This window comes from Amycolatopsis sp. NPDC104863 (assembly GCF_055582965.1).
The window spans coordinates 1,354,074-1,379,755 of sequence record NZ_JBVJOW010000001.1 but is presented as its reverse complement, the minus strand read 5'-3'; the positions used below and the strand labels follow the sequence as shown (position 1 = coordinate 1,379,755).

Below are 25,682 nucleotides of genomic sequence, written 5' to 3'. Positions count from 1 at the left end.
GCTCCTGGTCGGGGAGAAACACTCGGTCCCACCACCCTACGGGTCACCCCGGTGCCGATGTCAGCGCTTTCCGGAGGTGGCCAAGCTCACCGGCCGGTGGTACCGCCGACGACGGCGTCGCTGGTCCCGGCGTCCTTGGTGGCCTTTTTACCCCGTTTCGCCGGCTTCGGTTCCGGCGGCACGATGCCGCTCAGGTCGGCGCTGTGGTCGTTGACGCGGAGCACGAACGGCCGCGTCTCGGTGTAGCGCACGACCGAGATCGACGACGGGTCGACGACGATCCGCTGGAAGGCGTCGAGGTGCTGGCCGAGCGCGTCGGCGAGGATGGACTTGATGACGTCGCCGTGGCTGCACAGCAGCCAGACCGCGTGGTCGCCGTGCTCGGCGGCGATCCGCCGGTCGTGGGCGCGGACGGCGGCCACCGAGCGCGCCTGCATCTGGGCGAGCCCCTCCCCGCCCGGGAACACCGCGGCCGAGGCGTGCGCCTGCACGACCCGCCAGAGCGGCTCCTTCGCGAGGTGCTTGAGCTCCTTGCCGGTCCAGTCGCCGTAGTCCACTTCGGACAGCCCCGGTTCGACGACCTTCTCGAGCCCGCGCGCGGCGGCCAGCGGGCCGACCGTCTGCTTGCACCGCAGCATCGGCGACACGACGAGCCCCGCCAGCGGGACGCCTTCGATCCGCTCGACCAGCTTCTCGGCCTGGGCACGGCCGGTGTCGTCGAGGTTGACCTTCGGGGACCGCCCGGCCAGGACCCCGGAGCCGTTGGCCGTCGACTTGCCGTGCCTCAGCAGAATGACCGTACTCACGGCCACCACACTACGGGGGCGCCGATCATCCGCGCGGGTGACCGGCGCCCCGGGTGGTCAGTGGCCGACCGGACCCGCGTTCGGGTCCAGGACGCCGGTGAAGATGAGCACGAACAGCAGCACGCCGAGCACGAGCCGGTACACCACGAACGGCACGAAGCTGCGCTTCTTGATGTAGGACATCAGCCAGGCGATCACGGCGTACCCGACCCCGAAGGCGACGAGCGTGGCGAGGATTGTCGGGCCCCACTGCGCCGGCACGTTGCCCGAGCCGATGTCCTTGAGCTTGTACACCCCCGACCCGAACACCGCCGGCAGCGCCAGCAGGAACGAGTACTCGGCGGCCTCGGCGCGGGTGTAGCCCAGCAGCAGGCCCGCGCTGGTCGTGCCGCCCGAGCGGGAGACACCCGGGATCAGCGCGAGCGCCTGGGCGAAGCCGAACCCGAGGCCGTGCGGCACGGTCAGATGGTCCAGTGTCCGCTCCTGCTTCCCGATCCGGTCGGCGACCAGCAGGATCAGGCCGAACACGATGAGCACGCTCGCGGTGATCCGCAGGTCGCGGAACGCGCTGTCGATCTGGTCCTGCAGCAGCAGGCCGAGCACCACGATCGGCAGCGAGCCGATGATGATCAGCCAGCCCAGCCGGGCGTCCGGGTCGCGGCGCCAGTCCGGCTTGTACAGCGAGAAGAACCAGGCCTGCAGGATCCGCCCGATCTTCTTCCCGAAGTAGATGATCACCGCGAGCTCGGTGCCGATCTGGGTGACCGCGGTGAACGCCGCGCCCGGGTCGTCCCAGCCGACGAGCGCCGCGACGATCCGCAGGTGCGCGCTCGAGGAGATCGGCAGGAACTCCGTGAGGCCCTGGACCAGGCCCAGGACCAGTGCTTCGAACCAGCCCACGTCAGGCCACCCCCGCCTTCTCGATCGCGTCGGCGGCCGTGCGCAGCGCGGCGGCCGGGTCCGGGGTGAACGGCGACACCGACAGGGTCGTCACGCCGGCCTCGGCGAATTGGGTCATCTTCTCCGCGATCCGTTCCTCGGGACCCAGCAGCGACGTCGCGTCGAGGAACTCCAGCGGCACCGCCGCCATCGCCCCCGCCCGGTCGCCGGCCAGGTACTTTTCCTGCACTTCGGCCGCCTCGGCTTCGAAGCCCATCCGGCAGGCCAGCTGGTTGTAGAAGTTCTTCTCCCGGCTGCCCATGCCGCCGAGGTAGAGCGCCGCGTACCCGCGGACGGCGTCCGCACAGGCCCGCCAGTCGTCACCGGGGACCAGCGGCACGGTCGGGACGACGTCGAAGCCCTCCAGCGACCGCCCGGCGCGCTCGGCGCCGGCCCGCAGGTGCGCGAGCTGCTCCCCCGCGTGCGCCGGCGAGAAGAACACCGGCAGCCAGCCGTCGGCGAGCTCGCCGGTCAGCTCCAGGTTCTTCGGGCCGATCGCGGCCAGGTAGAGCGGGATGTGCTTGCGGGCCGGGCGGACGGTCAGCCGCAGCGCCTTGCCCGGGCCGTCCGGCAGCGGCAGGGTGAAGTGCTCACCCTCGTGGGCCAGCCGCTCGCGCCGCAGCGCCTTGCGCACGATCTCGGTGTACTCCCGGGTGCGGCCCAGCGGCGAGGTGAAGCGCACGCCGTGCCAGCCCTCCGAGACCTGCGGGCCCGACACCCCGAGGCCCAGCCGGAACCGGCCGCCCGACAGCGTGTCGAGGGTCGCCGCCGTCATGGCGGTCATCGCCGGGGTCCGGGCCGGGATCTGCAGCACCGCGGCGCCGACGTCGATCCGCGCCGTCTGCGCCGCGATCCACGTGAGCACCGTCACCGCGTCCGAGCCGTAGGCCTCCGCGGCCCACACGACCGCGTACCCGAGGTCGTCCGCCTGTTTCGCCAGGGCCAGGTTCGCGGGGTCGTTCCCCGCTCCCCAGTAGCCGAGATTGAGTCCGAGTCGCACGGGGCCGAACCCTAACGGGGGCCCTCGACCACGACACGACTCACCTTGGTCAGGAACTGGCAGTGCCGCCCACTAGGCTCGGCGGTCGTGGAAAAGCGACTGCTCGGCCGCTCGGGACTGCGGGTCTCGAGGATGGCGCTCGGCACCCTGTCCTGGGGTGGCGACACCGACGCGGAAGAAGCGGCCAGCCAGCTGGTCGCCTTCGTCGACGCCGGCGGCACCCTGGTGGACACCGCCGACATCTACTGCGAAGGCGAGAGCGAGCGGGTGCTCGGCTCGCTCCTGGGCGACCTCGTGCCGCGCGACGACGTCATCGTCGCGACCAAGGCCGTCGCCCGGCGCACCGACGGCCCCTTCGGCGGCGGCGCCTCCCGCGGCGCGCTGCTCACCGCCCTCGACGGCTCGCTCAAGCGGCTCGGCACCGACCACATCGACCTCTGGCAGCTGCACGCCTGGGACGGCTGCGTGCCCCTCGCCGAGACACTCGCCGCCCTCGAGTACGCCGTGACCAGCGGCAAGGTCCGCTACGTCGGCGTCTCCAACTACTCGGGCTGGCAGCTGGCGACCGCCGCCGCGACCACCGCGGCCGTCGCCCCGATCGTCTCCACGCAGATGGAGTACTCCCTGCTGGAACGCGGTGTGGACCGCGAGGTCGTGCCCGCCGCCGAACACCACGGGGTCGGCCTGCTGCCCTGGGCGCCGCTCGGCCGCGGGGTGCTGACCGGCAAGTACCGCACCGGCACCCCGTCCGACTCCCGCGGCGCGTCGGCCGGGATGCTCGCCGGGTACGTCGAGCACCACCGCACCGACCGGGCCGCCCGGATCGTGCAGGCCGTCGCCACCGCGGCCGACGGGCTCGGCACGTCCCCGCTCGCCGTCGCGCTGGCCTGGGTCCGCGACCGGCCGGGCGTCGTCGCCCCGATCGTCGGCGCCCGCGACACCGGTCAGCTCACCGGTTCGCTGACGGCGGAGGAGATCACCCTCCCGCCCGCCATCCGCTCCGCGCTCGACGACGTCAGCGCGATCGGCGTCGGTTACCCGGAGCGCTGGCCGCATTAGGTGTCTGTTGGGTGACATGCACGTGACGGCAAGACCATCGTGGAGGATGCTGGTGAAGACCGCCCGTCGAGGGACACCTGGAGGCAGCAACGTGCGTCGGTTCGCCGCCGTGTCGTGGGTCGTGATCCCGCTCGCCGGTGTCCTGGTGCTCTCGGGCTGCTCGTCGGCCAAGCCGGACAGCGACGAGCTCCAGATCGTCGCGAACCCGACGGCCGCGCGCCCGGCGGTCTCCCCCGCGGTCACCGTGAAGCCGGCCGGCCAGGTCCTGCCGGGTGGCGCGGTCTCGGCCGTGGCCGTCGACCCTAAGACCTCGACCCTCGTCGTCGCGCTTTCCCAGCCGCCGTCGCTGCAGCTGTACAACCTCAACGCGCTCGCGTCCGCCCCGGTGAATATGCCGTTATACAGCAAGGCCGAGCGGCTGACCGTGACGCCGGGGCGGGTCGAGATCGCGGAACCGGCGCGGGGTGTGGTGCAGCAGCTGAGCCTGCCGGACCGGAAGCTGACCGAGACGAAGACGGGCGGGCAGCCGGCGTCGAGCATCGTCTACGGCGCCGACCGGCTGGTCGCGATGGGGCCGGCGAAGGACATCCAGGTGCTGCCGGCGGCGGGTCCGGCGCGGTCGATCGGCGGGCAGCTCTACAGCGCCGACGACGTGGTCGACACCGGCCGCGGGGTGGTCGTGCTGGACCGGCTGCGGACGGCGGTGTTCTCGGTGGACGTGGCCGCCGGGAAGGTCAACGAGGGTCTGCGCGCCGGTGACGGCGCCGCGAACGCCGTGGCCGACTCCTACGGGCGGGTGCTGGTGACCGACGTGCGCGACGGCGCGCTGATCGCGTTCTCGGCGTCGCCGCTGATCATGCGGCAGCGCTACCCGGTGCCGGGCGGCGCGTACGGGATCGCCTACGACGCGAAGCGGAGCCTGGCCTGGGTGACGCTGACCGAGCGCAACGAGGTGGTCGGGTTCGACGTCCGCGGGGGCGAGCCCGTGGAGAAGTACCGGTTTCCCACCGTGCGCCAGCCGGACTCGGTCGGGGTGGACGAAACCAGCGGCCGGGTGGTCATCGGCTCGGCCGCCGGAGAAGGGACCCAGGTGATCCAGCCATGACGACGGTCAGCGAGGCGGTGGTCGAAGGGGATTGGGAGTACCGCCGCCTGCACCTCCCCCCGGGTGTGTCGCGGCGCGCGGCGATGATCCAGCTCTCCATCCACGCGGAGTTCGCGGGCTGGGAGCTGCGGAACGTGCGGTTGTACGCCGACGGCACGCGCCGGGTCTGGTTGCGCCGCAAGAAGACCTCCGAAAGCCTGCCCGGCGGCCTGCCGACCTAGGCCGTCAGCCGAACACGCGGTCCAGCCAGGCGCTCCAGGCCTTCTCCTCGGTCACCGCGTCCGCGCCCGGGGCGAAGACGTGGTGCGAAGCGATCATCGGGCCGTGGAACCCGCGCAGGAAGCGGTACATCGCGTCCGCGGTACGCACACCCGCGTTCTGCTCGTTCACGGCGTAGACCACGCCCTCCTGCGGCGCCCGGCCGTCGAGCGAGAGCCGCACGCGGTCGCCTTCGGCAGGCCGCGCGGGAAGACCGAGCGCGGCGCCGAGCCGGGTCCAGGCGTCGTCCCAGTCCCCCACCGGCGGACCGAACACGGTCAGCGGCACCGCCGTGCGGCCGGCGAAGTGCGTGACGTACTCGACCAGCGTGCGGAAGAACATCGCGCCGCCCCCGGTCATCGCCTCGAACTCGTCCTCCCAGTCGTCGCCGGGCAGGAAGCCGCTGGTGACGCAGCGGATCACCGAGCTCCCGCCGTCGCGGCCCTCGATGAGGAACTCGTAGCCGATCTTCCGCCCGTCCGGCGCGGGGTCGCTGCCGTAGACGAGCTTCTCGAGCGGGTCCCACTCCCGGATCCGGTACTCCGGCTGGTATCCGCCGAAGGCGCCGCGGACCACACCGCCGGTGCCGCCCTCGACCTCGTTGCGGCCCATGAACCACGAGTCGATGCCCGGGCCCGTCGCGATGGCGTCCCACAGCTCTTCCGGCGAGGCGTCGACCTCGGCGGCTTCGGTCAGCTCGAACTCGTGCCCCATCTCAGGACTCCTCCGGGACGCTCGGGTGCACGGCGACGACCACCCGGTGCGGGCGGCCCTTCTCGGCCGTCTCGTCGTGGTACTTGCCGACCAGGGTCGTGACGGCGGTGGCGAGCTCCTCGGCGAACGCCGCCCGGTCGGCGGCGGAGGCGAACCGGACCTCACCGTCGAGCGCGAAGGTCGCGACACGCTGCTGGGCCTTCGCCGCCCCGGTGAGCAGCAGGCCGACGTCACGCACCAGCCGGCCGGCGACGGCCAGCAGCCACCGAGCGGAGAGCCGGTCCGGCGACTGGGCCGGATCCGGCTGCACCGCGGCCAGCGCGGCCGGCGAGATGACGTACGACGACGCCGTCGCGCGCATCATCCGCTCGGTGACGTTGCCCTTGCGCCGCTCCTCGACCAGCTCCACCAGGCCGTGCTTCTCCAGCGCGCGCAGGTGGTAGTTGACCTTCTGCCGCGGCAGCTCGACCCGCGCCGCCAGCATGGTCGCCGAGGCCGGCTGCGCCAGTTCGGCGAGCAGCCGGGCCCGGATCGGGTCGAGCGACACCTCGGCCGCCGCCGCGTCTTCGATCACCGCCACGGAAAACATGGGTCCAGCATCGCTTCCGAATAGAGAAGTTGTCAAGAACTCTCGTCTTGTCGGCGAAGTGGCCGCGACCGCCAGACGACGTCGCGCGCGGGGTCGCCCGTCGGGCTCGGTTCGACCCGGTCCACGGCGAAACCCTCACGCTCGTAGAACGCTCCGGCGCGCTCGTTGGCCGCGAAGTGCTCGATCCACAGCCGCCCGTCCTCCGCCGGCAGCTGTGCGGTGAGGGCTTCGAGCAGCCGTGGCCCCAGCCCGCCGCCGCGCCGGCCGGGATGGACGTAGAGCTTGTAGACCACCGGACCGGCCGCACCCCGGCCGCGCTGGCCCACCCCGACGAGGTGCCCGCCGTCGTCGGCGACGACCACCAGGCCCTGAGCCACGGCCGCGCCGACGTGCGTCTCGTTCCACCAGACGCGGACCTGCTCGCCGGCGGCGGCCGCGCCGATCAGCGGGGTGTAGTGCGGCCGGACGTGCGTCGCACCGAACCGGCAGATCGCCGCCACGTCGGCGGCCGCCGCCACCCGGACGACCGGTCCGGTACGGAAACCCATCGCGCCCCTCCCCTGGATCGAACTCACTCCTGCCGATGAGCGGCGTTGACCATCGCGACGACCCGCGGCAGCACCTGCGCGGCCGCCTCCAGCGGCACGACGTGCCCCACCCCCGGCAGCACGACCGCCGTCCCCGCATCCAGCCCGCCGACCCACTGCTCGACGTCGGACGCGCGGACGATCCGGTCGCGCTCCCCCACGATCGCCGTCACCGGCAGGCCACTGACCTGCGACAACGCCGCCTCGCGCGCGTACGCGTCCAGTGCCGGGCGGAACAGCGACACCGTGTGCGGCCAGTTGCCGCGGATCATCTTGACCGTCAGCTCGACCAGGTCGGGGTCCGGATCGTCGCCGAAGAGCCACCACCGCAGGCCCGCGCTGACCGCCCGGCTCGTGTGCTCGCGGACCACCCCGAAGAGCTTCGACCCGAGCACCGCCTCGAGGTCGCGGGCCAGCTTGCCCAGCGCGTTCGGCCAGGCCGCCGACACCTCCGTCGCCAGGGTCCCCGACGACGTCGCGAGCAGCACCAGGCCCGACACGCGCGCGGCGAACAGCTCCGGGTGCCGCTGGGACAGCGACATGATCGCGAGCCCGCCCATGTCGTGGCCCACCAGCACCACCCGCCCGGCCGGGACCTCGCCGGCCAGCAGCTCGGCGAGGTCGTCCCCGAGCCGTGCCATGGTCGCCGTGCCGCGGCGCGCCCGCCCGGACCCGCCGTGGCCGCGCTGGTCGTAGGTCAGCACGGCCACCGGCCCGTCGGCGGCGTCCGGCACCAGCGGCGCGATCCGGCCCCAGCTGCGCTGGTCCAGCGCATAGCCGTGGACGAACACCACGGTCACCGGCGCGACCGGGTCGCCCCTGCGGATGATCTGCAGGGGCGTGCCGTCGGCGAGCGCGAACTGCGTCATCAGGACGTGCGCAGGAACCGGTCCAGCACCCGGGTGCCGAACTTCAGCGCCTCGACCGGGACCCGCTCGTCGACGCCGTGGAAGAGCGCCGAGAAGTCGAGGTCCGCGGGCAGCTTCAGCGGCGCGAAGCCGAAGTTGCGGATCCCGAGGTCCTGAAAGGACTTCGCGTCGGTGCCACCGGAAAGCATGTACGGCAACGTCTTCGCGCCCGGGTCTTCGGCCAGCACGGCGGCGGTCATGGCGTCGACGAGCGCGCCGTCGAACGTCGTCTCGACCGGCGGGAGCTCCATCCACTCCTTCTCGATGTCCGGGCCGAGCAGCTCGTCGAGCTCGCGGTCGAACGCCTCCAGGCGGCCCGGCAGGATCCGGCAGTCCACGGCGGCCTCGGCGACCGACGGGATGACGTTCGACTTGTACCCGGCGGTGAGCATCGTCGGGTTGGCGGTGTCGCGCAGGGTCGCGCCGATCATCCGGGAGATGTTGCCCAGCTTGGCGACCGAGCCCTCGAGGTCGTCCTCGGGGAAGTCCCAGCCGGTGATCTCGGTGACACCGGCGAGGAACTCCTTCACGGAGTCGGTCAGCACCAGCGGGAACCGGTGGTTGCCGAGCTTCGCGACGGCCTCGGCGAGCTTCGTCACGGCGTTGTCGCGGTGGATCATCGACCCGTGCCCGGCGGTGCCGCGCACCCGCAGCTTCATCCAGCGGATGCCCTTTTCCGCCGTCTCGATCAGGTACGCGCGGACGTCGTCCTTGAGCGTGATCGAGAACCCGCCGACCTCGCTGATCGCCTCGGTGACCCCCTCGAACAGCTCCGGCCGGTTCTCCACCAGCCACTGCGCGCCGTACTTCCCGCCCGCCTCTTCGTCGGCCAGGAACGCGAACACCAGGTCGCGCGGCGGGACGACGTTGTTCATCTTGTAGTGGCGGGCCAGCGCGAGCGCCATCCCGCACATGTCCTTCATGTCGACGGCGCCGCGGCCCCAGACGTAGTCGTCCTGGACCGCGCCGGAGAACGGGTGCACCGACCATTCGGACGGGTCGGCGGGGACGGCGTCGAGGTGGCCGTGGATCAGCAGGCCGCCCCGGGACCGGTCGGCGCCCTCGAGCCGGACGATGACGTTGTGCCGGTTCTTGCCGCCCGACTCGACGTAGGTGATCTCGTAGCCGGCGTCGGTCAGCTTCTCCGCGACGTACTCGGCCGCCGCCCGCTCGCCGACCAGGGTGTCGGGGTCGCCGGTGTTGGTCGTGTCGATGCGGATGAGCTCGCTGGTCAGCGTGACGGCCTCGGCCGCGGCGGCTTCGATCAGGTTCGGTTCGGTCACCGGCCATTCCTATCACCCGCGGGACCGGCGCCGCTGGCTGCGGGATCAGCCGCGCTCGAGGGCCGAGACCACTTCGGACACCGGGCGCAGGTGCTGGTTGAGGATCCGCAGCGCCTCTTCGGCGTCGTGCGCGTCGAGGGCGGCGACCAGCGCGCGGTGCTCGGCGTCGATCACCGGCAGCCGTTCCGGCCGGGCCTCCAGCGCCCGCACGGCGACCCGCTGCTGACGCGACCGGAGTGTGTCGTACAACTCGGTCAGCACGCTGTTGCCCGCCGCGTTCACGATCGCGCGGTGGAACGCGCGGTCCAGGCCGGACACGGCGAACCAGTCACGGGCCTTCCCGGCGTCGTCCATCTCCTCGATCAGGCCGGCCATCTCCGCGGGCGCCCCGGCGCGGGCGGCGCAGACCGCCGAGATCGCGTGCCCTTCGATCAGCCGGCGGCTCTGGTAGACCTCCTCGAGCTCGCGCGCGGTCACCGTGCGGACCTGGGCGCCCTTGCGCGGCAGGAGGCTGATGAACCGCTCGGCCTCCAGGCGGTGGAACGCCTCGCGGACCGGGGTCCGAGAGACTCCGGTCTCGCCGGAGACCCAGTGCTCGTCCAGGAACCGGCCGCCTTCGAGCTCACCGGCGATGATCCCGTCGCGCAGCCAGGCGTAGACGCGGTCCCGGGCCGGGCCGGCCGGCACGCTCGTGGTCATGCTGCTCCCCTCGTCGGGGTCAGCTTAGCGTCTGGACCGACAGATATCCATCGTGTATACACGGTGCACACAACGACCGGAGCTACCGTCGTCCGTGCGCAGGAGGTTCCCCGATGTCCCCAGTCCCCGCCGACCGGCGCTACGCCGTCTGGCTCTCCGACCCGTCGTTCGCGGCCGCCGAAATCGCCCGCGGCATCGGCTACGGCGCCGCCGTCCTCGACATCGAGCACGGCGCGTTCGACCTGGCCGACCTCGAGCGGTTCGTCCCCTTCCTGCGCGCGCTCGGGCTCGACGTCCTCGCCAAGGTGCTCGGCCCCGAGCGCGGCCCGATCCAGCAGGCCCTGGACTTCGGGGCCGACGCCGTGGTCATCCCGCACGTCGAAAACGCGGCCCACGCCAAAGCCGTCACGGCCTTCGCGAAGTTCCCGCCGCTGGGCGACCGCAGCTTCGCCGGCGGGCGCACCACGGGCTATCGCGGCTTCTCCGACGAGTGGGTCACCGCGCAGGACCGCGGCACCCGCTGCCTGCCGATGATCGAGGACGCCGGCGCGATCGAGGACATCACCGAGATCCTGGCGCTGGACACCGTCGACGGAGTGTTCGTCGGGCCGTCCGACCTGTCGCTGCGCCGCGAGCGAGGCGCCTACACGCGCGAGCCCGGCGACTTCGCCGACCTGAAGCGCATCGCCGACGCCGCCCGCGCCGCCGGGAAGCCGTGGGTGCTGCCCGCGTGGAGCCACGAGGAGAAGGAGTTCGCCCTCGCGTACGGCGCCGGCCAGCTCGCGCTGACCATGCAGCACGGCGCGCTCGCCGCCGGGCTCACCGCCGCGTTCGAAGAGACCACGACGCTCGCGAAGCAGGCGCAATGACGACGGCCGAACGAACCCGGACCCGCACGGCGGGCCGCACCCGCTGGACGATCGCCGGGGTGCTCGGCGTCGGGTCGTTCGTCAACTACGTCGACCGCGTCAACCTCTCCATCGCCGGGCCCGAGATGATGCGCGAGTTCCACCTCAGCGCGGCCCAGCTCGGCGTGGTCGCTTCGGCGTTCCTCTGGACCTACGCGGTGCTGCAGCTGCCGATCGGCGCGATCATCGACCGGATCGGCGTCCGCTGGGTCAACCGCACGGCCGCGCTGCTGTGGGCCGTCGCGTCGTTCCTGACCGCCGCGTCGGGCGGGCTCGGCCTGCTGATGGCGTCGCGGCTGATCCTCGGGTTCGGCGAGGCGCCGACGATCCCGGCGGGCTGGAAGGCGATCGGGCAGTGGTTCCCGCGCTCGGAGCGGGGCCGCGCCACCGCGATCTTCGACGGCTGCGCCAAGATCTCCAACGTCCTCGGGATCCCGGTGATGGCGTTCCTCGTGACGGCGTTCAGCTGGCACGCGGCGTTCCTCTTCACCGGCGTCCTCAGCCTCGGCTACCTGCTGGTCTGGTGGCTGCTGTACCTGACACCGAAGCAGGCACTGGCCCGCGGCCGGCTCTCACCCGAGGAGTTCGCGTACCTGCGCGAAGGCGGCGCGGACGACGAAGACGCGCCGACGCCGAGCTCCCTCACCGGGCTGGGGCACCTGCTGCGCCGCCGCAAGACCTGGGGGCTCGCGCTCGGGTACGCGTCCTACACCTACGCCTACTACGTGCTGCTGACCTGGCTCCCCGGTTACCTCGAGAAGCAGTTCGGCGTGAAGCTGCTGGCCGGCGGGTTCTACACGATGATCCCGTGGCTGGTCGCGGTGCTCGCGCAGTTCCTCGTCGGCGGCATCGTGCTCGACCGGCTGATCGCCCGCAGCGGCGACGAGACGAAGGCCCGGCGGATCGTGCTCGTCGTCAGCATGCTCGTCTCGCTGTCGGTCGCCGGCGCCGCCTATGCCGGCTCGGTCGCGACGGCGCTGGTGTTCCTGTCGATCGGGGCCGCCGGGCTCGCCGTGTCGGTGCCGGCCGGGTCCAGCATCGTCGCCGTCATCGCGCCGGAAGGCTGTTCGGGCACGCTCGGCGGGCTGGTCAACTTCGTCGCCAACATGATCGGCATCGCCGCGCCGATCGTCACCGGCGCCGTCGTCGACCTGACCGGCTCGTTCGCCGGCGCGTTCCTCGTCACCGGTGTGGTGCTGCTCGCCGGGATCTTCTGTTACACCGTGGTGCTGGGCAAGCTGGACCGCATGCCCGCCGTTCCCAGGAAGGACGTCCGATGACGAACGTGGCTCTGGCGCAGTTCGCGCCCGGAGACGACAAGGCCGCCAACCTCGCGACCGTGACGAGCCTCGTCGGCGACGCCGTGGACCGCGGCGCCCGGCTGGTGCTGCTGCCCGAGTACACGATGTTCACAGTCCCCGCGATGGACCGCCGGTTCGTCGAGTCCGCCGAAGACCTCGACGGCGAGTTCGTCACGGGCCTGCGTGCCCTGGCGAAGGACCGCGACGTCGCGGTCGTGGCCGGGATGAACGAACGCCTCGACGGGGACCGGATCTCCAACACCCTCGTCGCCGCCGGTCCGGACGGCGCGGTCGCCGCCCTGTACCGCAAGATCCACCTGTACGACGCTTTCGGCTTCCGCGAGTCCGACGTCGTGCGGGCGGGCGAGATCACCGAGCCGGAGACGTTCGAGGTCGACGGCGTCCGCTTCGGTCTCCAGACGTGTTACGACCTGCGGTTCCCCGAGGTCACGCGCCGGCTGGCGGACGCGGGCGCGCAGGTCGTGCTGCTGCCGGCGGAGTGGGTGCCCGGGCCGCTCAAGGAGTACCACTGGAGCACGCTGGTGCGGGCGCGCGCGATCGAGAACACGCTCTACGTCGCCGCCGCGGGCCAGGCCGCGCCGACCGGGTCGGGCACCAGCCTGCTCGTCGACCCGATGGGCGTGGTGGTCACCTCGCTCGGCGAGCAGACCGGTGTCGCCGTCGGCGAAGTCTCTCCGGACCGGATCACCGAGGTGCGGGCGAAGAACCCGGCCCTGGAGCTGCGGCGGTTCGCGGTGGTGCCGCGCTAGCGTCCGGTCCACTGTGGACGACGGCGTTCGGCGAAGGCCCGCGGGCCTTCCCGGGCGTCGTCCGAACGCAGCACCCGCTGGTACGCGGGCAACCCCGACCGCATGCGCGCGAAGGCGTCCGGAATGGACAGTCCGGCGGTCGCGCGGCCGATCTCCTTGACCGCCGCGACGGCCAGCGGCGCGGACTCCGCGATCCGGGCCGCCAGCTCGCGGGCGACGTCGACCACCGCGTCACCCGGGACCACGCGGTTGACCAGGCCCCAGCGTGCGGCTTCGGCCGCGGTCAGCCGGTCACCGGTGAACAGCAGCTCGTTCGCGAGCACCTCGGGCAGCCGCCGCGGCAGGCGCAGCACACCGCCGGAGTCGGGCACCAGGCCCAGGCGGCACTCGGGCAGCGCGAACTCGGCGTGCTCCGCCGCGACGACCAGGTCGGCGGCGAGGGCCAGCTCGAACCCGCCGCCGAGGGCGAGGCCGTTGACCGCGGCGATCACCGGTTTGCCGAGGTCGAAGAACTCCGTCAGCCCGGCGAAGCCGCCGTCACCGTGGTCGGCGTCGACGGCTTCCTCCGCCTTCAGGTCCCAGCCCGCCGAGAAGAACCGCTCCCCCGCGCCGGTCACGATCCCCACGCGCAGCGTGTCGTCGTCTCGCAGCCGGGCGAACGCTTCGTACAGCGCGCGGCTCGTCGGGACGTCGATCGCGTTCGCCTTCGGCCGGTCGAGCGTGACCAGCAGGACGCCGTCGGCGGCCTCGGCGCGGACGCTCACCGCCGGATCCCGATCGACCGGCCGACGCCGTCGGGTGGTCCCAGCGGCTCGTGCGCGCGGGCGATGTCGGCGAGCTTTTCGCCGACCGCAACGGGAAGGGGCGTCGCCCGGGCGGCGGCGATGTCGACGTGCACCAGCAGCTGTTCGGCGGTCGCCAGCAGCCGGTCGTCCGCCTCGGCGAGGATGCGGTGGAAGAAGTGGATGCGTTTGGTGTCGTGGTCGAGCAGCTGCAGCGTGCAGCGCAGCCGGTCACCCTCGGCGGCCTCACCGAGGTGACGCAGGTGCGTCTCGACCGTATACAGCGAGCGGCCCGCCGCGCGGTAGGCGTCGTCGACGCCGATCAGCCGGAAGAAGGCGTCGGAGTTGTCCCCGACCGCTTCGAGGTAGCGGGACTCGCTCATGTGGCCGTTGTAGTCGACCCACTCCGGCGGCACACGGGTCCGGAACAGGCAGAGCGGTGCGTCGATCATCGGCGATCACCTCCGGGACCAGTGATATTGCGCTTCGACTGACTCATCAGTCAAGGATTGCGATTCTCGCAACTCGGGGTTACCGTCTCGGGGCATGGACGAATCCGCCGAGGTGCGGGACCGGGTCCGCGGCCTGGTCAAGGCCGTGCCGGGGGCCCAGCGGGAGTTCGCCGCCGCGATCGGGCTCGACGAGACGAAGCTGTCCAAGGCGCTGAACGGCACCCGCCGGTTCTCGCCGCACGAACTGGTCCGCGTCGCCGAGCACTGCGGCGTCACGGTCAACTGGCTGCTCAACGGCAGCGACGACGCGCTCACCGTCACCGCGGTGCCCGCGCCGGCGACCCGCCTCGCGAGCGACGACCCCGACCACCTCGCCCAGTCCGAACCACGCCGCCGCATCCTGGAGACGGCCTGGACGCTGATCGCCGAACGCGGTTACCACAAGGTGCGCATCGCCGACATCGCGCAGGCGTGCGGCACGAGCACCGCCACCATCCACTACCACTTCCCGAGCAAGACCGAGGTCCTCAACGAAGCGTTGCGCCGCAACGTGAAGCTCGCCTTCGACCGCCAGGTCGCGGAGCTGCATTCGATCTCCGACGCCCACGAGCGGCTGCACCGCCTGGTCGAGCTGCAGCTGCCGACCGACGGCGTCCTGCGCGCCGAGTGGTCGGTGTGGCTGCAGGTGTGGAACGAGGTCTCGCTCGACCCGTCGTTCCGGTCGCTCTACCACGACTCGATCAGCCGCTGGGAACGCACGATCGCGATGACCATCCGCTCCGGCTGCGAGCAGGGGGTCTTCGCGGTGACCGACCCGGACTTCGCGACCACCCGGCTCACGGCGCTGATCGACGGCCTCGGCATCCAGGTGCTGACCGGCCGCCCCGGCAGCACCGCCGAAACCATGCGAGAACACCTGCACGACTTCATCGAAAGCTCGATCGTCCAAGGAGCCTGATGAACCACGAGGTCATCGTCACCTGCGCCCTCACCGGGGCCGGGGACACCGTCGGCCGGAGCCCGCACGTGCCCGTCACGCCCGCGCAGATCGCCGCGAGCGCCGTCGAGGCCGCGAACGCCGGGGCCGCCGTTGTGCACATCCACGTCCGGGACCCCGAGACCGGTTCGCCGTCGCGGGACGTCTCGCTGTACCGCGAAGTCGTGCGGCTGGTGAAAGAGTCCTGTGTGGACGTTGTCGTCAACCTGACCGCCGGCATGGGCGGTGACCTCGTCATTGACCAGGAAGACCCGCTCAAGCCGGTCGACGGCACCGACCTCGTCAACGCGCTGGACCGGCTGCCGCACGTCGAAGAGCTGCTGCCGGACATCTGCACCCTCGACTGCGGGTCGCTCAACTTCGGTGAGGGCAGCCAGCTCTACGTGTCCACTCCGGACATGCTGCGCGCCGGGGCCAAGCGGATCCAGGAGCTGGGTGTCAAACCCGAGCTGGAGATCTTCGACACCGGGCACCTGTGGTTCGCGTCCAAAATGGTCGAAGAGGGCCTGATCGACGCTCCCCCGCTCTTCCAGCTCTGCATGGGCATCCCCTACGGCGCGCCCGTCGACCCCGGGTTGCTGCAGGCCATGGTCAACCTGCTTCCGGAGAAAGCGCAGTGGGCGTCGTTCGCCATCGGGCGTGACCAGATGCCGTGGGTCGCGCAGTCGGTGCTGCTCGGCGGGCACGTCCGGGTCGGGCTGGAGGACAACCTCTACCTGGCCAAGGGGGTCAAGGCGACCAACGGCCAGCTCGTGGAGCGCGCGGTCGGGATCGTCCAGGACCTCGGCGCCACCGTGGTAAGCGCTTCCCGCGCCCGCGAGATCCTCGGCCTGAAGGAGCGTGTCCATGCCTGAGACGGTCGCGTGTGTCGGCGCCGGCGTGATCGGCGGGGGTTGGGTCGCGCACTTCCTCGCCCAGGGCTTCCACGTCCGCGCCTGGGACCCGGCGCCGGACGCCGAGGCGAAGCTGCGACGGCTGGTCGACGCCGCCTGGCCGGCGCTCACCTCGCTCGGCCTCGCCGAGGGCGCGAGCCGGGACAACCTCGTGGTCACGGCCACCCTCGCCGAAGCCGTCGCGGACGCGGTCTTCGTCCAGGAGAGCGCGCCCGAGGACCTCCCGCTCAAGCGGAAGCTGCTCGCCGAGATCGACGCCGTCACCCCGGCCGGGATCGTCGTCGCGTCCTCGACGTCCGGGTACGGCATGACCGAGATGCAGGCCGACGCCGTGACCCCGGGCCGCCTGGTCGTCGGGCACCCGTTCAACCCGCCGTACCTGATCCCGCTGGTCGAGGTCGTCGGCGGCGAGCGGACCGACGCCTGGGCCGTCGAGCATGCCGCCGAGTTCTACCGGCGCGTGGGCAAAACTGTGATCACCATGGACCGCGAGGTCCCGGGCTTCATCGCGAACCGGCTGCAGGAGGCGCTGTGGCGCGAAGCCCTGCACATGGTCGACCACGGCGAGGCCACCGTCGAGCAGATCGACACCGCCATCACCGCCGGACCGGGCCTGCGCTGGCCGGTCCAGGGGCCGATGCTCACCTTCCACCTCGCGGGCGGCGAAGGCGGGATGGCGCACATGCTCGACCACTTCGGCCCATCGCTCAAGGCGCCGTGGACCCGTCTCGAAGCGCCGGAGCTGACGCGGGAGCTGCGGGACGCCGTGGTCGACGGCTGCGAGGAGGAGGCCGGCCAGCGCACGATCGCGGACCTGATCGCCGAACGCGACCGCGCGATCATCGCCGTCCAGCGCGCCGTCGAGGAGGCCCGTGATGGCTGAACTGTCCTATCGCGACAAAGTCCGTCCGGAGTGGATCGACTACAACGGCCACCTCTCCGAGCCGTACTACGTCCTCGTCTTCGGCGACGCGACCACGCACCTGATGGACGTCGTCGGCCTCGGCCCCGAGCGCAGCGGGTCCTCGCTGTACACGGTGGAGGCCCACGTCCGCTACCTGCGCGAAGTCGGGCCGGACGCCGAGCTGGACGTGACCACCAGGGTGGTCGGCCTCGGCGCGAAGAAGGTCCGCCTCTGCCACGAGATGCGGGTCGCGGGTGACCTCGTCGCCACCGAGGAGATCCTCGCCATCCACGTCACGGACTCGAGAGCGTCGCCGCTCCCCGCCGAGGTCGCGGAGCGGCTGCAGCACCACGTGAGCCCGGTCCCGGAGTACGCGGGGCGCGCCATCACCTGACCCGAACCACCCGCTCCCACCGGAAGTCCCCACCATGGAAGAGCGATGTAGGCCTCTCACCCGACGAAGCTTCCTCGCCGTCACCGGCGTGGCGCTGCTGGCCGCCGGCTGCGGCGCGACGTACGCCGCGCCGGTGCCGACCGGGCCGCCCCGAGCCGGCGGCCGGCTGCGCGTCGGCGTCACCGGCGGTGGCGCGTCCGACACCCTGGACCCGCACACCCCGGCGACCAACCCGGACATCGCGCGGGTGATCAACCTGTACGAGCCGCTGCTGAACCGCGACCACGACTACCGGCTGGAGCTCCTGGTCGCGCAGTCGCTGACGGCGTCACCGGACGCCCGGACGTGGACGGCGGTGCTGCGCGACGGCGTCCGCTTCCACGACGGCCGCCCGGTGACGCCGGCCGACGTCGTCGCCACCTTCAAGCGGATCACCGACCCGAAGGACCCCAAGAGCGGGGCCGCCGGGCTCACCATGCTGGCCGAGGTCGTCCCGAGCGGCGACCGGGCCGTCGAGTTCCGGCTGAACACCCCGAACGCCGGCTTCGACGACCTGCTCGGCCAGTACTCGCTCGGCATCGTCCCGGCGGACTTCGACCTGAAGCGCCCGATCGGGACCGGCCCGTTCAAGGCGGGCTCGTTCACCGCCGGGCTGCAGAGCACGTTCACCCGCAACGAGCACTACTGGCGGCCCGGGCAGCCCTACCTCGACGAGCTGACCCTGATCAACTTCGCCGACGACGACGCCCGCATCAACGCGCTCCTGTCGTCCCAGGTGGACGCCATCGACCAGGTGCCGGTGGCGCTCGTCGACGTCCTGGGCAGCGACCCGCGGATCGCCGTGCTCACCTCGGAGACCGGCACCTGGCTGCCGTTCACCATGCGCGTCGACCGGCCGCCGTTCGACGACGTCCGGGTGCGCCAGGCCATGCGGCTGGTCGTGGACCGGGAGCAGATGATCAACCAGGTCCTCAGTGGACAGGGCAGGCTCGGCAACGACCTCTACGCGCCGTTCGACCCCGCGTACGCCAAGGAGCTCCCCCAGCGCAAGCAGGACATCGAACAGGCCAAGCGGCTCCTCGCCGAAGCCGGGCACTCCACTTTGGACGTCGAGCTGGTCACCGCGCCCATCCAGGCGGGCGCGGTCGAGGCGGCGCAGGTGTTCCAGCAGCAGGCGAAGGCCGCGGGCGTCAACGTCAGGATCCGCAAGCTCGACACCACGACTTTCTACGGCGAGAACTACCTGTCGTGGGACTTCGCGCAGGACTTTTGGTACACCCGCAACTACCTCCCGCAGGTCGCGAACGGCTCGCTGCCGAAGTCGCCGTACAACGAGTCCCACTGGCAGGACCCGGAGTTCATCAGCCTCGTCACCGAAGCCGGGTCCACAGTGGACCCGGCCGCCCGCGCCGACCTGCTCCGGAAGGCGCAGAAGATCGAGTACGAACGCGGCGGGCTGATCGTCTGGGGCTTCGTCAACCAGGTCGACGCGCACCAGAAGTACGTCGCCGGGCTGGTTCCCGACCGCACCGGGATCTCGCTGAGCGGGTACCGGTTCCGCGCTGCCTGGCTCTCCCGCGGGCAAGGAGGCGTGAGATGACACGGCTGATCCTGCGCCGGCTGCTCGTCAGCGTCCTCGTGCTCTGGGTGGTGTCCCTGCTGGTCTTCGTCGCGACGTTGCTGCTGCCCGGCGACCCCGCGCGGGCCATCCTCGGCCAGCAGGCCACCCCCGAACGCGTCGCCGCGCTGCAGCACCAGCTGCACCTCGACCTGCCGGTGTGGCAGCGTTACCTCGACTGGCTCGGCGGGCTGTTCACCGGTGACCTCGGCACGTCGACCTCGACCCAGGGCCCGGTCACGGCGCTGCTGGGCGAGCGGATCTCGGCGTCGCTCGTGCTGCTGGTCGTCGCCGCGGTGCTGGCCACGCCGCTCGGGCTGGCTCTGGGCACGTGGAGCGCGATCCGCCGCGACCGCGCCGCCGACCAGGTGATCTCCGGGGTGAGCCTGGTGATCGCCGCGCTGCCCGAGTTCGTCATCGGGGTCGCGCTGGTCGTGTTGCTCTCCACGACGGTCTTCAAGGTCTTCCCGTCGGTGACGATCACCGCGCCCGGCGAGGCGGTGTGGGACCAGCCCGCCCAGCTCGTCCTGCCGGTGCTCACGCTCGTGCTGGTCGTGACGCCCTACATCACCCGGATGATGCGGGCGACGATGAACGAGGTCCTCGACAGCGGGTACGTCGAGATGGCCCGGCTCAAGGGTGTCCGCGAGCGGACCGTCCTGGTGCGGCACGCGCTGCCGCACGCGATCGGGCCGGTCGCGCAGGTCGTCGCGCTGCAGCTGGCGTGGCTCGCGGGCGGTGTGGTGGTCGTCGAGTTCCTCTTCCGCTACCCCGGTATCGGCCAGGCGCTGATCGACGCGGTCGGCAAGCGGGACGTCGCCGTCGTGCAGGCGGTCACGCTGCTCATCGCCGCGGTCTACATCGTGGTGAACCTGCTGGCCGACGTCGTCGGCATCCTCGCCAACCCGAAACTGCGCACGGAGGCAGGCCGATGACCGCCGTCGAACTCCCCGCCGCCGTCGGCCCGGCCGTCCCGCCGGTGCGCCCGGCCGGGCTCTTCCGCACCGCGTGGGCCTTCCCCAAGGCCAAGATCGGCGCGGGGCTCACGCTGGTGGTGGTGCTGATCGCGCTGCTCGGGCCCTGGCTCGGGCCGGTGCTCACCGGGCACACGACCACGGACTTCGCCGGGAAGCCGTTCAAGCCCGACGGGCTCGCCGGCACCGACGGCCTCGGCCGTGACGTGCTGACCCGCTTCCTCGGCGGCGGCACGACGCTGCTGCTCTACGCGGTGCTCGCGACCGCGCTCGGCATCGTGCTGGGCGCCCTGCTCGGCATGGTCGCCGGGTACGGCGGCGGGCGGCTCGACAGCCTGCTCATGCGCGGCAACGACGTCCTGCTGTCGTTCCCGCAGCTGGTGATCGCACTGCTGGCGATCGCGGTGATCGGGCCGGAAGGCTGGCTGCTGGTGCTGGTCATCGGCCTGACGCACGCGCCCCGCACCGCGCGGGTCGCCCGGCAGGCCACTGTCGCCGTCCGCGGCCACGACTACATCCGCGCCGCGGAGATGTACGCCGTGCCGCGGTCGCGGATCCTGCTGCGGGAGATCCTGCCGAACATCACCGGCCCGCTGATGGTGGAGATCGGGCTGCGGCTGACCTACTCGATCGGCTACATCGCGTCGCTGTCGTTCCTCGGCCTGGGCATCCAGCCGCCGTCGGCCGACTGGGGCCTGATGATCAACGAGAACCGGATCGCGCTGGTCGTCCAGCCCTGGGGCGTGCTGCTGCCGGTGCTGGCGATCGCCGCGCTGACCGTGGGGACCAACCTGGTGGCCGACGCGCTGGCCTCGGCCGCCGCCGGCCGGAAGCGGGAGGCGCGCGCATGACCGCCGCACTGGAAGTCACCGGGCTCGCCGTGTCCACTGTGGCCGGAGCGGCCGTGCTGGACGACGTCTCCTTCGCCGTCGCCCCCGGCGAAGTGCTCGCGCTCGTCGGGGAGTCCGGGTCCGGCAAGACGACCGCCGGGCTGGCCGCGCTCGGCCACTTCCGGCGCGGGCTCGCCGTGTCCGGCGGCCGGATCACCGTGTGCCCGCACGGCGGCGACCCGGTCGACGTCCTTTCCCTGGACGGCGCCGCCCGGCGGCGGCTGCGCGGCAGCACCGTCGCCTACATCCCGCAGGACCCCGCGCTCTCGCTCAACCCGGCGCTGCGGATCGGACTGCAGATCGCCGAGGTGCTGGAGACCCACGGCTACCCGGGCTCGGTCGACGACCGCGTCGGCGAGGTCCTGGCGGAGGTCGGGCTGCCGGTGGACCCGGCGTACCGGCGGCGCTACCCGCACCAGCTCTCCGGCGGGCAGCAGCAACGGGTCGGCATCGCGATGGCGTTCGCGTGCCGCCCGGCCGTCGTCGTGCTCGACGAGCCGACGACCGGCCTCGACGTCGTCACCCAGGCCCTGGTGCTGAAGACGGTCCGGACGCTGACCGCCGGACACGGGGTCGCCGCGCTCTACATCACGCACGACCTCGCGGTGGTCGCCGAGATCGCCGACCGGGTCGCGGTGATGTACCACGGGAGCCTCGTCGAGTGCGGCCCGGCTTCGTCGGTGCTGCGGAGCCCGTCCCACGCCTACACCCGGCGGCTGCTGGACGCCGTGCCGGACCCGGACGCGACCTCGCCGCCCCCGCCCGCCGCCGAGCCGGTGCTCGCGGCGAAGGGCGTGTCCGTCGCGTATGGACAGAACGTCGTCCTGCGCGGGGTCGACGTCTCGGTCGCGCGCGGCGAGTGCGTGCTGCTGCTCGGCGAGTCCGGCTCCGGCAAGACGACGCTGTCGCAGTGCATCGCGGGCCTCACCGGCGCCTACACCGGGACGGTCTCGCTGGCCGGCACCGGGCTGGCCGTCTCGACGCGGCAGCGGTCGGACGACCAGCGCCGGCGGATCCAGTACGTGTTCCAGAGCCCGTTCTCCTCGCTCAACCCCCGCAAGACCGTCGCGCAGTCCATCGAGGTGCCGCTGACCCGGCTGACGTCGCTGTCCCGCACGCAACGCCGGGAGCGGGTCGCGGAGATGCTCGACCGGGTCCGGCTCGGCCGGGCGCTGGCCGACCGGCTGCCGGACCAGCTCAGCGGCGGCGAGCGGCAACGCGCGGCGATCGCCCGGGCGCTGGTGACCACCCCGGACGTGCTGGTCTGCGACGAGGTGACGTCCGCTTTGGACGTCTCGGTGCAGGCCACGATCGTCGAGCTGCTCGGCGAGCTGCGCCGGGAGCTCGGCATGGCGATGCTGTTCGTCACCCACAACATCGCGCTGGCCGGCGAGGTCGCGGACCGGATCGCCGTACTGCAGGGCGGGTCCATCGTCGAGGAAGGTCCGGTGCGGACGGTGCTGGACGCGCCGTCCCACGCTTACACGCGGGAGCTGCTGGCCGCGACGCCGCGCCTGTGAACGGCACGGTCGCGCCGGGGTTCGAGCCGGTGCGGGACGCGTTCGCCGCCGTCCTCGACCGGACGGCCGGCGGCGCGGCGTTCAGCGTCGTCCGCCGCGGCGAAGTCCTCGTCGAGCTGTGGGGCGGGCCGGGCTGGACGCGGGACACCCTGGTCGTGCTGTTCTCCGGCACCAAGGGGGTGGTGGCCACCGTGATGGCGCTGCTGACGGCACGCGGGCTGCTCGACCCGGCGGAGCGGGTCGCGGCGTACTGGCCGGAGTTCTCGGCCGGCGACGCGCGCGTGTCCCACGTCCTCTCGCACACGGTGGGACTGCCGTACGTCGAGGCGGACGTGTCCTTTCTGGACAACCACGCGAACGCCGTCGCGCTCGCCGCGCAGCGTCCGTTGTGGACACCCGGCTCGCGGGTCGCCTACCACGCGGCGACGTACGGGTACCTCTGCTCCGAGCTGGTCCGCCGGGTGACGGGGCAGAACGCGGGCGCGGTCGTGCGCTCGCTGCTGGCGGGCTTCGACGTCCACCTCGGCACGCCCGCGGCCGAAGACCACCGCGTCGCGCCGCTGACGCGCTCGCCCGACTACCGGATCAGCACGTTCCTGCACGACCCAGAACGCCGGAAGGTCGTGACGCGGATGTACCGCGGGCTCCTGGAGCCGGACACGATCAACTCCGTCGAGTACCGCCGCGCCGAGCTCGCGGCGGGCGGCGCAACCGGCACCGCGGCGGGGATGGCCCGCCTCTACGACCGGATCTGCGCGGGCCTGGTGCCCGAGCCCGTCCTCTCCGCCGCGACCCGCACGTGGTCGTCGGGACAGGACGTGCTCAACGACCGCCCGGTCCGCTTCGGCCTCGGGTACGAGCTGGCGGACCCGCTGGGCACGTACGGCCCGGTGGCCGAGGCGTTCGGCCATTCCGGCGCGGGCGGCGGCCGCCACGGCGCGTGGCCGACCGAGGGGCTCGGGTTCTCGTTCACCACTAGCGAGCTGCAGTCCGAGGACGTCGACGACCGGGGAAAGTGGCTGCTGACGACCTTGGCGGACTGCGTCGGCCGCTAGGCGACCGTCGCGATCGTCTCCCCCGGCACCGGCGGGCAGGTCAGCAACCGGTGCGGCGGCGGCTCGGCCGTGCCCGGCTCGACCAGGGACGCGAGCAGCCGGACCGCCGCGCGGCCCAGCGCTCGCCGCGGCACCTCGAACCCGCTGATCTCCGGGCCGGGCGTCCCGGCCGGCGGCCGTCCCAGAACCGCCAGCGAGACGTCGGCGGGTACCCGGATCCCCGCCTCGCGCAGGGCCCGCTGGGTCGCGTGGAAGACCGCGCCCGTGTCGGTTTCCTCCACCACCAGGGCTGTCACGCCGTCGTCGAGCCAGCGGCGGACCGCGGCCGCGCCGAGGTCGGCGCCTTCGGTGCGGACCACCAGGCCCGGCAGGTTCAGCCCGGTGCCGGCGGCCGCCGCCCGCACCCCGCGTTCCCGGTCCCCCGACGACGGCGCGTCGTCCGGCTCGCGCAGGTAGCGGACCCGCCGGTGGCCCGCGCGCGCCAGCCGGGTGAGCACCTCGGCCGAGGCGGACACGTAGTCCGCGCCCACGTGCGGGATCCGGCCGCCGAGCTCGGTGCGGCGTCCGATGTAGACGATCGGGAACCCGCTCGCGAGCAGGTCGCCGATCGCGTCCACGGGCACGTGCCGGCCGAGGAACAGGCAGCCGTCCGCCAGGCGGGTGCGGCGGATCCGGTCGGGCACCGCGCTCGAGCCGGTGAACATGATCAGGTCCTTGCCGAGCGCGGCCGCCTCGGCCTCGACGCCGGCCAGGATCGGGTAGTAGGAGTCGGCGACGTCCACCGGGAACGCCGGGGTGAAGGTGTAGACGCCGAGGAGGTTGTTGCGCGACGACGCCAGCCGTTTCGCCACCGGGTCGGGCACGTACCCCAGCCGTTCGGCGGCTTCCAGCACCCGCAGCCGCGTCCGCTCCGACAGCCGGACCCCGGTGCGGTTCCCGCCCAGCACCACCGAGACCGTCGCCTGCGAAACGCCGGCGACGCGCGCGATGTCGGCCTGCCGGGGCCTGCCCATCGGGTACCTCGCTCGGGGTCGCCGGGGTCAGCTGATCCGATTCAGCGTGCAAGGCCTCCCCGGGGTCGTCAACCGTTTTGCCCGAAACTCCAGCAAACCTGTCCCGACCGTACTAATACGTATTACTCCATTGACCTCGCCGCCGGGACCGTGGCACCGTCGCCGCACACTTCACCGACGAAGGAGCCGCCATGACCCTCACCCGCCGCGGCCTGCTGGCCGGCACCGCCGCCCTCGGCGCGAGCGCGCTCCTGCCCGTGACGGCCGCCGCGGCCCCCGCCGGCTTCCCGGACTACCGGTACCAGCGGCTCGCGCTCGTGAAGAGCAAGCTGCGCTACAACCCGACCGGTGAGCTGATCTTCCCCTGCATCCGCGGCACCGCCGGCCGCATCCCGAACGCGCTCGGCGCGTACTACCTCTACTACGCGCCGCACGACGCCCCGGGCGGGATCTGCCTGGCCTACGCGGACTCCCTCGACCAGGAGTTCACCGAGTACGCGGGCAACCCGATCATCAAGAACTCCTGGCCGGGTGAGTACTCGGTCAGCCACGTGTCGTCGCCGCACGCGCTGTGGAACGACGACGTCAAGCGGATCTACCTGTACTTCCACGGCGAGAACACCGTCACCCGGCTCGCCAGTTCGGCCGACGGCATCCACTTCAGCTACGAGAAGGAGGTCCTGTCGACGAGGCTGCAGCCCGCGGGCACCACCGAGACGTCCTACGCGCGGGTGTTCCGCCAGGACCTGCCGGCGAAGAACGCCCGCTACGTCATGGTGTTCATGCTCAACAACACCACCAACCACCGCGACATCGGCTGGGGCTGGTCACCCGACGCGCTGAACTGGACGTTCTCGCAGACCCCGCTCGTGCGCCACACCGACGTCGGCGCGAACGACATCGGCGGCCCGCACCTGCTGTACCGCAACAACAGCACGTACGTCGTCTACAACACCGACCTCGCCCACGGCGGCAAGCTGATGATCACCGAGGTCGGCAACGACTTCTCGAAGCGCACCCACCTCGGGACGTTCCACACTCCCTTGACGGGCGCCCCGGACAACGGCCGTTCGGCGGCGCCGAGCTTCGGCACCTACCAGGGGCGCGAGTACATGATCTACGAGGCCGGGGAACGGTTGGCCGGGAACATCGCGATTGCCCGCGCGGTCTGAGGCGTCAGCGGGCCGAGTGGCGTAGGGCGATCTTGTGCTCGCGGGGCCGCGCTTGGCGCGGGGTGTCGTCGCCGGACCGAAGTTGCCGCAGC

The 25,682-nt window shown here is 72.2% G+C and carries 28 protein-coding genes; 16 read left to right on the top strand and 12 right to left on the bottom strand.

The window, feature by feature from the left end:
• Window positions 1-86: 86 nt before the first annotated feature.
• Genes ACZ63J_RS06040 through ACZ63J_RS06030 form a run of 3 tightly spaced genes read right to left on the bottom strand, consistent with a single transcriptional unit; the run spans window position 87 to window position 2,745 of the window.
• Entirely contained in the window at window positions 87-806 is a 720-nt protein-coding gene (locus ACZ63J_RS06040) for a histidine phosphatase family protein (protein WP_465406788.1), read from the bottom strand.
• Window positions 807-863: 57 nt separating this feature from the next.
• On the bottom strand, window positions 864-1,706 hold the full coding sequence (locus tag ACZ63J_RS06035) for an undecaprenyl-diphosphate phosphatase (protein ID WP_465406790.1): 843 nt from the start codon (window positions 1,704-1,706) through the stop codon (window positions 864-866).
• Window position 1,707: 1 nt separating this feature from the next.
• Window positions 1,708-2,745 carry an LLM class F420-dependent oxidoreductase gene (locus ACZ63J_RS06030; RefSeq protein ID WP_465406792.1) on the bottom strand — a complete coding sequence of 346 codons (1,038 nt, stop codon included), beginning with the start codon at window positions 2,743-2,745 and terminating at the stop codon, window positions 1,708-1,710.
• Window positions 2,746-2,832: 87 nt separating this feature from the next.
• On the opposite strand from ACZ63J_RS06030, the gene ACZ63J_RS06025 reads away from it, so the two are divergent.
• The 3 genes from ACZ63J_RS06025 to ACZ63J_RS06015 all read left to right on the top strand — a co-directional run bounded on the left by ACZ63J_RS06025 (window position 2,833) and on the right by ACZ63J_RS06015 (window position 5,130).
• Window positions 2,833-3,804: an aldo/keto reductase gene (locus ACZ63J_RS06025; RefSeq protein ID WP_465304824.1), complete on the top strand. Its 972-nt coding sequence runs from the start codon at window positions 2,833-2,835 to the stop codon at window positions 3,802-3,804.
• 91 nt (window positions 3,805-3,895) lie between these two features.
• Window positions 3,896-4,909: a YncE family protein gene (locus tag ACZ63J_RS06020; RefSeq protein WP_465406794.1), complete on the top strand. Its 1,014-nt coding sequence runs from the start codon at window positions 3,896-3,898 to the stop codon at window positions 4,907-4,909.
• The gene (locus tag ACZ63J_RS06015) at window positions 4,906-5,130 is read left to right on the top strand and encodes a DUF5703 family protein (protein ID WP_465340640.1); all 225 of its coding nucleotides are present in this window, start codon (window positions 4,906-4,908) and stop codon (window positions 5,128-5,130) included. Before ACZ63J_RS06020 ends, ACZ63J_RS06015 begins: the two co-directional genes overlap by 4 nt.
• A 4-nt stretch (window positions 5,131-5,134) precedes the next feature.
• On the opposite strand, the gene ACZ63J_RS06010 is transcribed toward ACZ63J_RS06015, so the two are convergent.
• Genes ACZ63J_RS06010 through ACZ63J_RS05985 form a run of 6 tightly spaced genes read right to left on the bottom strand, consistent with a single transcriptional unit; the run spans window position 5,135 to window position 9,947 of the window.
• A complete protein-coding gene (locus tag ACZ63J_RS06010; RefSeq protein ID WP_465406796.1) occupies window positions 5,135-5,881 on the bottom strand; it encodes an SRPBCC family protein in 747 nt (248 codons plus the stop codon).
• A gap of 1 nt (window position 5,882) precedes the next feature.
• Window positions 5,883-6,470, bottom strand: coding sequence for an ArsR/SmtB family transcription factor (locus ACZ63J_RS06005; protein ID WP_465340638.1), 588 nt, complete (start codon window positions 6,468-6,470; stop codon window positions 5,883-5,885).
• Window positions 6,471-6,502: 32 nt separating this feature from the next.
• Complete coding sequence (locus ACZ63J_RS06000; protein WP_465406798.1) at window positions 6,503-7,018, bottom strand: GNAT family N-acetyltransferase; 516 nt, start codon at window positions 7,016-7,018, stop codon at window positions 6,503-6,505.
• 23 nt (window positions 7,019-7,041) lie between these two features.
• A complete protein-coding gene (locus tag ACZ63J_RS05995; protein WP_465406799.1) occupies window positions 7,042-7,926 on the bottom strand; it encodes an alpha/beta fold hydrolase in 885 nt (294 codons plus the stop codon).
• A complete protein-coding gene (locus ACZ63J_RS05990) occupies window positions 7,926-9,248 on the bottom strand; it encodes a M20/M25/M40 family metallo-hydrolase (RefSeq protein ID WP_465340636.1) in 1,323 nt (440 codons plus the stop codon). The genes ACZ63J_RS05995 and ACZ63J_RS05990 overlap by 1 nt, the downstream gene beginning before the upstream one ends.
• A gap of 45 nt (window positions 9,249-9,293) precedes the next feature.
• A complete protein-coding gene (locus ACZ63J_RS05985) occupies window positions 9,294-9,947 on the bottom strand; it encodes a GntR family transcriptional regulator (RefSeq protein ID WP_465406801.1) in 654 nt (217 codons plus the stop codon).
• 113 nt (window positions 9,948-10,060) lie between these two features.
• Here ACZ63J_RS05985 and ACZ63J_RS05980 point away from each other — a divergent pair, with 113 nt between their 5' ends.
• Genes ACZ63J_RS05980 through ACZ63J_RS05970 form a run of 3 tightly spaced genes read left to right on the top strand, consistent with a single transcriptional unit; the run spans window position 10,061 to window position 12,926 of the window.
• A complete protein-coding gene (locus ACZ63J_RS05980) occupies window positions 10,061-10,816 on the top strand; it encodes an HpcH/HpaI aldolase family protein (protein WP_465406803.1) in 756 nt (251 codons plus the stop codon).
• Window positions 10,813-12,135 carry an MFS transporter gene (locus ACZ63J_RS05975; protein ID WP_465406805.1) on the top strand — a complete coding sequence of 441 codons (1,323 nt, stop codon included), beginning with the start codon at window positions 10,813-10,815 and terminating at the stop codon, window positions 12,133-12,135. The genes ACZ63J_RS05980 and ACZ63J_RS05975 overlap by 4 nt, the downstream gene beginning before the upstream one ends.
• Window positions 12,132-12,926 carry a carbon-nitrogen hydrolase family protein gene (locus ACZ63J_RS05970; protein WP_465406807.1) on the top strand — a complete coding sequence of 265 codons (795 nt, stop codon included), beginning with the start codon at window positions 12,132-12,134 and terminating at the stop codon, window positions 12,924-12,926. Before ACZ63J_RS05975 ends, ACZ63J_RS05970 begins: the two co-directional genes overlap by 4 nt.
• Here the strand turns inward: ACZ63J_RS05970 and ACZ63J_RS05965 are convergent.
• The gene (locus tag ACZ63J_RS05965) at window positions 12,923-13,690 is read right to left on the bottom strand and encodes an enoyl-CoA hydratase-related protein (protein WP_465406809.1); all 768 of its coding nucleotides are present in this window, start codon (window positions 13,688-13,690) and stop codon (window positions 12,923-12,925) included. The two genes, ACZ63J_RS05970 and ACZ63J_RS05965, sit on opposite strands and share 4 nt — an antisense overlap.
• Window positions 13,687-14,160, bottom strand: coding sequence for a thioesterase family protein (locus tag ACZ63J_RS05960; protein ID WP_465406810.1), 474 nt, complete (start codon window positions 14,158-14,160; stop codon window positions 13,687-13,689). Before ACZ63J_RS05960 ends, ACZ63J_RS05965 begins: the two co-directional genes overlap by 4 nt.
• A gap of 94 nt (window positions 14,161-14,254) precedes the next feature.
• Between ACZ63J_RS05960 and ACZ63J_RS05955 the strand changes: the two genes are divergently transcribed.
• Genes ACZ63J_RS05955 through ACZ63J_RS05915 form a run of 9 tightly spaced genes read left to right on the top strand, consistent with a single transcriptional unit; the run spans window position 14,255 to window position 23,405 of the window.
• Window positions 14,255-15,118 carry a TetR/AcrR family transcriptional regulator gene (locus tag ACZ63J_RS05955; RefSeq protein ID WP_465406812.1) on the top strand — a complete coding sequence of 288 codons (864 nt, stop codon included), beginning with the start codon at window positions 14,255-14,257 and terminating at the stop codon, window positions 15,116-15,118.
• Entirely contained in the window at window positions 15,118-16,011 is an 894-nt protein-coding gene (locus ACZ63J_RS05950; RefSeq protein WP_465406814.1) for a beta-keto acid cleavage family enzyme, read from the top strand. The genes ACZ63J_RS05955 and ACZ63J_RS05950 overlap by 1 nt, the downstream gene beginning before the upstream one ends.
• Window positions 16,004-16,933, top strand: coding sequence for a 3-hydroxyacyl-CoA dehydrogenase NAD-binding domain-containing protein (locus ACZ63J_RS05945; protein WP_465406815.1), 930 nt, complete (start codon window positions 16,004-16,006; stop codon window positions 16,931-16,933). Before ACZ63J_RS05950 ends, ACZ63J_RS05945 begins: the two co-directional genes overlap by 8 nt.
• On the top strand, window positions 16,926-17,348 hold the full coding sequence (locus ACZ63J_RS05940; RefSeq protein WP_465406816.1) for a thioesterase family protein: 423 nt from the start codon (window positions 16,926-16,928) through the stop codon (window positions 17,346-17,348). The genes ACZ63J_RS05945 and ACZ63J_RS05940 overlap by 8 nt, the downstream gene beginning before the upstream one ends.
• A 34-nt stretch (window positions 17,349-17,382) precedes the next feature.
• A complete protein-coding gene (locus ACZ63J_RS05935) occupies window positions 17,383-18,948 on the top strand; it encodes an ABC transporter substrate-binding protein (protein WP_465406818.1) in 1,566 nt (521 codons plus the stop codon).
• Entirely contained in the window at window positions 18,945-19,901 is a 957-nt protein-coding gene (locus ACZ63J_RS05930) for an ABC transporter permease (protein WP_465406820.1), read from the top strand. Before ACZ63J_RS05935 ends, ACZ63J_RS05930 begins: the two co-directional genes overlap by 4 nt.
• Window positions 19,898-20,791, top strand: a complete 894-nt coding sequence (locus tag ACZ63J_RS05925; RefSeq protein ID WP_465406822.1) for an ABC transporter permease — start codon at window positions 19,898-19,900, stop codon at window positions 20,789-20,791. The genes ACZ63J_RS05930 and ACZ63J_RS05925 overlap by 4 nt, the downstream gene beginning before the upstream one ends.
• Window positions 20,788-22,350 carry an ATP-binding cassette domain-containing protein gene (locus ACZ63J_RS05920; protein ID WP_465406823.1) on the top strand — a complete coding sequence of 521 codons (1,563 nt, stop codon included), beginning with the start codon at window positions 20,788-20,790 and terminating at the stop codon, window positions 22,348-22,350. Before ACZ63J_RS05925 ends, ACZ63J_RS05920 begins: the two co-directional genes overlap by 4 nt.
• Window positions 22,347-23,405, top strand: coding sequence for a serine hydrolase domain-containing protein (locus ACZ63J_RS05915; protein ID WP_465406824.1), 1,059 nt, complete (start codon window positions 22,347-22,349; stop codon window positions 23,403-23,405). The genes ACZ63J_RS05920 and ACZ63J_RS05915 overlap by 4 nt, the downstream gene beginning before the upstream one ends.
• On the opposite strand, the gene ACZ63J_RS05910 is transcribed toward ACZ63J_RS05915, so the two are convergent.
• Complete coding sequence (locus tag ACZ63J_RS05910; protein ID WP_465406826.1) at window positions 23,402-24,418, bottom strand: LacI family DNA-binding transcriptional regulator; 1,017 nt, start codon at window positions 24,416-24,418, stop codon at window positions 23,402-23,404. The genes ACZ63J_RS05915 and ACZ63J_RS05910 overlap by 4 nt on opposite strands.
• 191 nt (window positions 24,419-24,609) lie before the next feature.
• Between ACZ63J_RS05910 and ACZ63J_RS05905 the strand changes: the two genes are divergently transcribed.
• The gene (locus ACZ63J_RS05905) at window positions 24,610-25,590 is read left to right on the top strand and encodes a hypothetical protein (RefSeq protein WP_465406827.1); all 981 of its coding nucleotides are present in this window, start codon (window positions 24,610-24,612) and stop codon (window positions 25,588-25,590) included.
• The last annotated feature ends 92 nt before the right edge of the window (window positions 25,591-25,682 follow it).